The sequence below is a fragment of the Marinobacter sp. UBA3607 genome (assembly GCF_002375525.1).
GTDB classification, from domain to species: Bacteria; Pseudomonadota; Gammaproteobacteria; order Pseudomonadales; family Oleiphilaceae; genus Marinobacter; species Marinobacter vinifirmus.
Genome location: NZ_DFLY01000014.1, coordinates 38,241 through 43,659 on the forward strand (window position 1 = coordinate 38,241; position 5,419 = coordinate 43,659).

A 5,419-nucleotide genomic window follows, 5' to 3' on the forward strand; every position below is an offset into this window, starting at 1 on the left:
GTGGCGATCAGGTTGACCTTGTCACCACCTTGCACCAGCACATCATAGATGCCGAGGTTATCCCAGCCATAGGCCAGTACCGTAGCACCGATCACGTTGCCGGCAAATACCGGCAGGAACAGCACCTGACCTTCCATCAGCCGGTACATCATGCCGGTTTCACAACCCGAGGCCATTACAATACCCAGGCCGAATAAGACACCACCCACCAGGGTGCTGAGCGCCGCAATCTGGGTGATGGGCGTGAGGTCATAGACAGAAATGACGACGAAGGTGATCACCGAACTGGCCGCCATCCCGATAATGATGGCCTTGGTCATCAGGCTGCGCCCGACCAGGAACAGATCCCGGAAGGCGGAGGTAAAGCAGATCTGGCCGCGCTCAATCAGCACACCGAAAGCCAGGCCAAACAGCGCACCCAGGCCGAGCAGCTTCTGTCCGGTAGAGAACAGGTACACCACAAAGCCCAGATAAACGAGGGCAATAGCACCACCCACATAAGGCTGGATAACCCGGGTTTTGGCAACGGAAGGTTTACCGGCACCCCGGTAAAGAAGGCCGCCAGGTTGCACCCCAGCGCCAGGCGGGCACCAAAACCGGAATAATGCCGCCGACAAAGCCCTGCACATAGCGGCGCTTCTGTTGTGGCAGCCGAACCTTGAAGCTGTTACTCAGCAGCACCATCATCAGCGCCCCGATAAACATACCCCAGACAATGAAGCGGAAGTCCTTTTGGTCTTGGGCTTGATTGGCGAGCATTCTACTAGGATACGACTGATTAGCTACGACAGCTTTGCTCGAAAGGTTACGGAGCCGCGCCGCGCTGGAACATGGGCGCTCTGCAGCCGATTGTTAAATCCTTTGGCGTACGATATCTTGACCATGTTCAACATTCTGTACAGGAGTAGCCTTATGGATGCCATTAGCTATACAGCCGCCAGAACCAATCTAGCAAAAACCATGGAGCAGGTCTGTGAAGACCACTCCCCTGTAATCATCACCCGGAGCAAGTCGCCGTCAGTGGTAATGATCTCTCTGGAGGACTACGAGGCGCTGCAAGAAACGGCATACCTTCTGCGCGCACCAAAAAACGCACGGCGTTTGCTGGAATCCGTTGCGGAGCTGGAGCAAGGCGGTGGTCAGGAAAAGGAACTTCTTGAATGAAACTCATCTTCTCCGAGAACGCCTGGGAAGACTATCTGTACTGGCAGAAAACCGACAAAAAGATTCTTAACCGAATCAACAAGCTGATAAAAGAGACCAAGCGAGAACCGTTCGAAGGTGTTGGCAAACCAGAGCCCCTCAAACACAGCCTCGCCGGTTACTGGTCTCGCCGGATCAACGACGAACACCGAATAGTTTACAAAGTCACGGATGACGCTTTGCTAATCGCCCAACTCCGGTATCACTACTGATTTCACGCCCGGCTCATGCGCCGGTTGGGAGCCGCGAAGCGGCGGAAACTCAGTCGCTGTGCAGCCGATTGTTATGTTTTCCCCGAAGTGCTAGATTGTGTATAGAAACCGAAAACCATACACATAGGTGCACCGTGAGAACGAACATTGTCATTGACGACCAGTTGATGGCCGAAGCCCTCAAAGCTTCCGGCTGCGAAACCAAGAAAGAGGCCGTTGAGCAAGGCCTGAAACTTCTGGTCCAGTTGAGTAAGCAGCAGGAAATTCGAAAACTGCGCGGCAAGGTCAAGTGGGAAGGCGACCTGAATGAAATGCGGAGCGCCGGATGATACTGGTGGATACCAGCGTCTGGATTGACTATTTCAACGGATTCACTAACCCACATACTGACCTGTTGGATGCCTCGATAGTCCAAGGATCTGTCGCTATCGGGGACCTCATATTTCTGGAAATCCTGCAAGGCATCCGCAACGACAAACAATATCGTCAGACCAAACAAAGCCTGATGGCGCTGGATCAGTATGAAATGTTTGGCAAAGATATGGCAGCCAAGTGTGCCGACAATTATCGAGCGCTTCGTAAAAAGGGCATCACGATCAGAAAGACTGCCGATGTGATCATCGCGACATTTTGCATAGAGAAGGAGCTACCCCTGTTGTTCCTGGATCGCAACTTTATCCCTTTTGTTGATCACCTTGGGCTTGAGCCTGCCCTGAGAGAAACATAACGCCCTGGCTTTGACTGGGACGAAGGTAACTCCCGCAAGAATGCGGAGAAACACGGCGTAAACCAGTCTGAAGCGGAAGAAATTTTCTTTAATGAGCCGCTTCTGGTGCTGGAAGACTCCAAACACAGCCAGACCGAGGCCCGTTTTCATGCCCTTGGTGAAACTGATGATGAGAGATTACTCCACATCACGTTCACACTAAGGCAGAACGGTACACTGATTCGGGTGATTTCCGCTCGCGACATGCACCGAAAAGAGAGGGCCGTTTATGAGCAAACCAAAAAAGATGCCTGAGTTCAAAACTGAAGCAGAAGAACGGGAATTCTGGGAAACCCACGATTCTACCGATTATCTGGACTGGAGCCAGGCCAAGCCGGCATCTTTCCCGAAGCTGAAACCCTCAACCAAGACCATCTCACTCCGGTTGCCGGAAACGCTGCTTGATCGGATCAAAATCGAAGCCAACAAGCGGGACATGCCTTATCAATCGCTGATCAAGGCTTGGCTTGCAGATGATGTAAACGACAGCCGTCGGACCTGAGGTGCTAACGCTGAAGCGCACCGGTGGCTTTGTCGCAGCGCAGCGGAGACAAAGGCATCCGAGTGACGCGCCTGGTTAAATTACTACCGCTCACCTTCAAGGCCATGCCATACCCGGAGAATGATGATGGCACTGGGATGGAGCGAATATCGAACGACATATTTCCCGAAAACCATATCTCGAACAGAGTCAGGCACCGGTGCCATTTCAACTGGTGTGCCCATCTTGGGAAAATCAGGAAGCAATTCGATTTTGCCAACCAGTTCGGTGGCGATCCGGGCTGCCGCCGATGGATTGTGGACTGCAATGAACTCCCTGAGGCGCTGTAAATCTTCAATGGCTTCGTCCGTGTAAACCAGTTTCACTTACCTGACCTCGGTGCATCCTGCTCGTTGTCGGTTCCCCAACTATTAAGCCAGCTGTGAACCTCGCGGGCATCAACAACCTTGCCTTGTGCAGCGGACTCCATTGCTTCTAAGGTCTGTTTCCAGCGCTCTTGCTCCAGCTGCTGCTTTTCTATGTACTCCGATAATGCTTGGTTAATTACCCAACCTTTGCTCCGGTGCAACCTGCCAGCAATTGCTTCCAGGTGCTGTTCAACTTCTGCTTGAAGGCGAACCGTGGTGACGCTCATGACTATACCCTCGAGTTTGGCTACTACAATGTATTACAACATAGTCTACGGGGGTGCGGCAAAAAATTTAACGTTGGCCATCACGCGCTTGTCGCGTGCATGGTTTTGTTAGCTTATTCTTTAGACTTAGGGGCTAGCTTATGAATATTTGAAAGTAGCCCGTTTAGTTGGCCAATACCTATGACATCCTCTTTATTCTTAGTTTCAGTTTTTGTAGAGGGAGATGTAAATATGACCTTAGATGCTTCTGAGAGAATTTGGTCTTTCACCCCATCTTCTACCGCGAGACTTCCATAATTCGGTAAAGAAGTGGCAACCGCTGCTTTGTGCGCATATTCTTCTTCCAAATCTCTTTCTTTCTTATATTGAAGGAAAGAAAATGCAAATATCGAATAGATAGGCAATAAAGCTCCAACTCTTAGTCCAATCGTTGACCATACGACACCATCAACGCCATTTTTGCTATTTCCAATTGCTGCAAGAACTACTTCAGAACTAAAAATTCCCACGATTGACCATACTATGACAATAGTGGCTATTAAACTAACTGCAGCCATTATTGAGGACGCCCAAAACCAGCGGTTCTGATTAATGTGTAGAGCATCCTTGCGATCAGCAAAAGATTTTGACAATGATCCAGCAACTGCTGGCTCTATTAGACTACTAACACTCTTTTTAAGTGCCTCAATATCTCCCCTATTAGACAGAAGCTTTGTAATCTCATCATCTATTAGTTTTGAGCGTTCTTCGAGATCTTTACCAACAACAGCTTCATAGCGGAACCCCCATTGCTGTATATGAGTTCGAAGATTCTCAACGTGTTGGAATGCATTCTGAAATTGACCTTGTGCTCTGTTTGCAACAAAAGCGTTTAAGTGTTGATGCGCGGCATTTAATTGCGAATTAAGTCCATGTAATAAATTAAAAGGCGCTTTCTCCAATACCTCGTTATCATATATGCCAGCTAACACTGAGAGCAGATCAGCATAAGATTCAGAAAAATCACTAAAGTCCAATCCATTCCAAGGCTGAAGCCCGCCCGGATCCTTTAGGAGCGTCGCTTGGTCTAGATTTTTAATATTTTCGTAAACCAGCTTTCCTTGATTAATAAGTGCATCTCTGCTCACGAATTCTCCTTTTGTGTAAAGCTAACGCTGAGGTAACCGGCGCCGGAGCGCCAGCGGAGGGAACCAAAAGCGGTACGCTTTTGGCGTCCGGTTGACCGTATGGTTATGGCTCAACCAGCCAAACTCCGCTGGAAAACACAGCTTTAGTGGCAATGATAAGGCTGTGAGCCTGCGTGACAGCATTGCCCAGGTGGGCTGTCTTTCCGGCAACCGCCACCATGAGCGAACGCCGTCGACGCGAACACAACAAGAACCAAACTTAGCATTATTTTTTTCATGGTCATTCTCCAGGATTGAGGTGCTAGCGCACCGTGCAACCTCCATGTTCATTGCCCTCCAACTATCTTGGCACAACCCAGAAAATGTAGACGAAATGTACGTAAAGCGCCATAACGCCCGCATTTGCGGCTGGTTTAGAGCGCAGCGGAAAGCCAGTCCGACAACATGCGTTTGTTATAACTGTATTTCAATTAAGAGCCGTATTTATAAAATATTTGTATGCCACAGGTTTCAATTGAAAACGCTAGCAACTGAGAGAATGAGACATTAGAGCAATTAGATACTCCTGCGGCCTTGCATAGTGATTCTTCGAGAGTTGGGTTATAGCAACTAACTCCTGCTCCTTTACAAATACCTTCACCCAAGCTTGATACAAGAGAACAACTAGAACCACCTCCGGCCTTACAGATGCCTTCTCCCATTTTGCTTGTTAAGGAACAACTACTTCCTCCACCTGCTTTACAAATACCTTCACCGACACTGCTTACTAATGAGCAGCTTGAACCATTACCTGCTTTACAGATTCCTTCGCCAACGCTAGAAACAAGAGAGCAACTTGAGCCACCGCCAGCCTTACAAATTCCTTCACCTGGATTACTGACCAGCGAACAACTAGAGCCACCCCCGGCCTTACAGATGCCTTCACCAATATTACTTACGAGCGAACAACTTGAACGTAAGCGCCATTAAACCGAC

Annotated in this window: 10 protein-coding genes and 1 pseudogene; 6 read left to right on the top strand and 5 right to left on the bottom strand. The window is 49.3% G+C overall.

Annotated features, from left to right (window positions below; translation table 11 throughout):
- Both B2589_RS05185 and B2589_RS05190 read right to left on the bottom strand, forming a co-directional pair.
- Positions 1-572 (bottom strand): YeeE/YedE thiosulfate transporter family protein (locus tag B2589_RS05185; RefSeq protein WP_286815845.1); only part of this gene is annotated, 572 nt, incomplete at its 3' end.
- Complete coding sequence (locus B2589_RS05190; RefSeq protein WP_286815846.1) at positions 535-759, bottom strand: hypothetical protein; 225 nt, start codon at positions 757-759, stop codon at positions 535-537. The genes B2589_RS05190 and B2589_RS05185, both read right to left, overlap by 38 nt.
- Positions 760-912: 153 nt before the next feature.
- Here B2589_RS05190 and B2589_RS05195 point away from each other — a divergent pair, with 153 nt between their 5' ends.
- The 6 genes and pseudogenes from B2589_RS05195 to B2589_RS05220 all read left to right on the top strand — a co-directional run bounded on the left by B2589_RS05195 (position 913) and on the right by B2589_RS05220 (position 2,683).
- A complete protein-coding gene (locus tag B2589_RS05195) occupies positions 913-1,164 on the top strand; it encodes a type II toxin-antitoxin system Phd/YefM family antitoxin (RefSeq protein ID WP_127329600.1) in 252 nt (83 codons plus the stop codon).
- Positions 1,161-1,415, top strand: a complete 255-nt coding sequence (locus B2589_RS05200; protein WP_232901785.1) for a Txe/YoeB family addiction module toxin — start codon at positions 1,161-1,163, stop codon at positions 1,413-1,415. The genes B2589_RS05195 and B2589_RS05200 overlap by 4 nt, the downstream gene beginning before the upstream one ends.
- A 134-nt stretch (positions 1,416-1,549) precedes the next feature.
- Positions 1,550-1,744, top strand: coding sequence for a type II toxin-antitoxin system VapB family antitoxin (locus B2589_RS05205; protein WP_286815847.1), 195 nt, complete (start codon positions 1,550-1,552; stop codon positions 1,742-1,744).
- Positions 1,741-2,142 carry a type II toxin-antitoxin system VapC family toxin gene (vapC, locus tag B2589_RS05210; RefSeq protein ID WP_286815848.1) on the top strand — a complete coding sequence of 134 codons (402 nt, stop codon included), beginning with the start codon at positions 1,741-1,743 and terminating at the stop codon, positions 2,140-2,142. Before B2589_RS05205 ends, vapC begins: the two co-directional genes overlap by 4 nt.
- A gap of 27 nt (positions 2,143-2,169) precedes the next feature.
- Positions 2,170-2,436: pseudogene (locus tag B2589_RS05215) on the top strand (BrnT family toxin); the annotation flags it as partial.
- Entirely contained in the window at positions 2,411-2,683 is a 273-nt protein-coding gene (locus tag B2589_RS05220; protein ID WP_054641814.1) for a BrnA antitoxin family protein, read from the top strand. The pseudogene B2589_RS05215 and the gene B2589_RS05220, both read left to right, overlap by 26 nt.
- 83 nt (positions 2,684-2,766) lie before the next feature.
- Here the strand turns inward: B2589_RS05220 and B2589_RS05225 are convergent, their stop codons facing one another.
- The 3 genes from B2589_RS05225 to B2589_RS05235 form a co-directional block, all read right to left on the bottom strand.
- Positions 2,767-3,048 carry a type II toxin-antitoxin system RelE/ParE family toxin gene (locus B2589_RS05225; protein WP_023012028.1) on the bottom strand — a complete coding sequence of 94 codons (282 nt, stop codon included), beginning with the start codon at positions 3,046-3,048 and terminating at the stop codon, positions 2,767-2,769.
- Complete coding sequence (locus B2589_RS05230; protein WP_022989998.1) at positions 3,045-3,317, bottom strand: CopG family ribbon-helix-helix protein; 273 nt, start codon at positions 3,315-3,317, stop codon at positions 3,045-3,047. The genes B2589_RS05225 and B2589_RS05230 overlap by 4 nt, the downstream gene beginning before the upstream one ends.
- A 113-nt stretch (positions 3,318-3,430) precedes the next feature.
- Positions 3,431-4,444, bottom strand: coding sequence for a hypothetical protein (locus B2589_RS05235; RefSeq protein WP_286815849.1), 1,014 nt, complete (start codon positions 4,442-4,444; stop codon positions 3,431-3,433).
- Between the last annotated feature and the right edge of the window lie 975 nt (positions 4,445-5,419).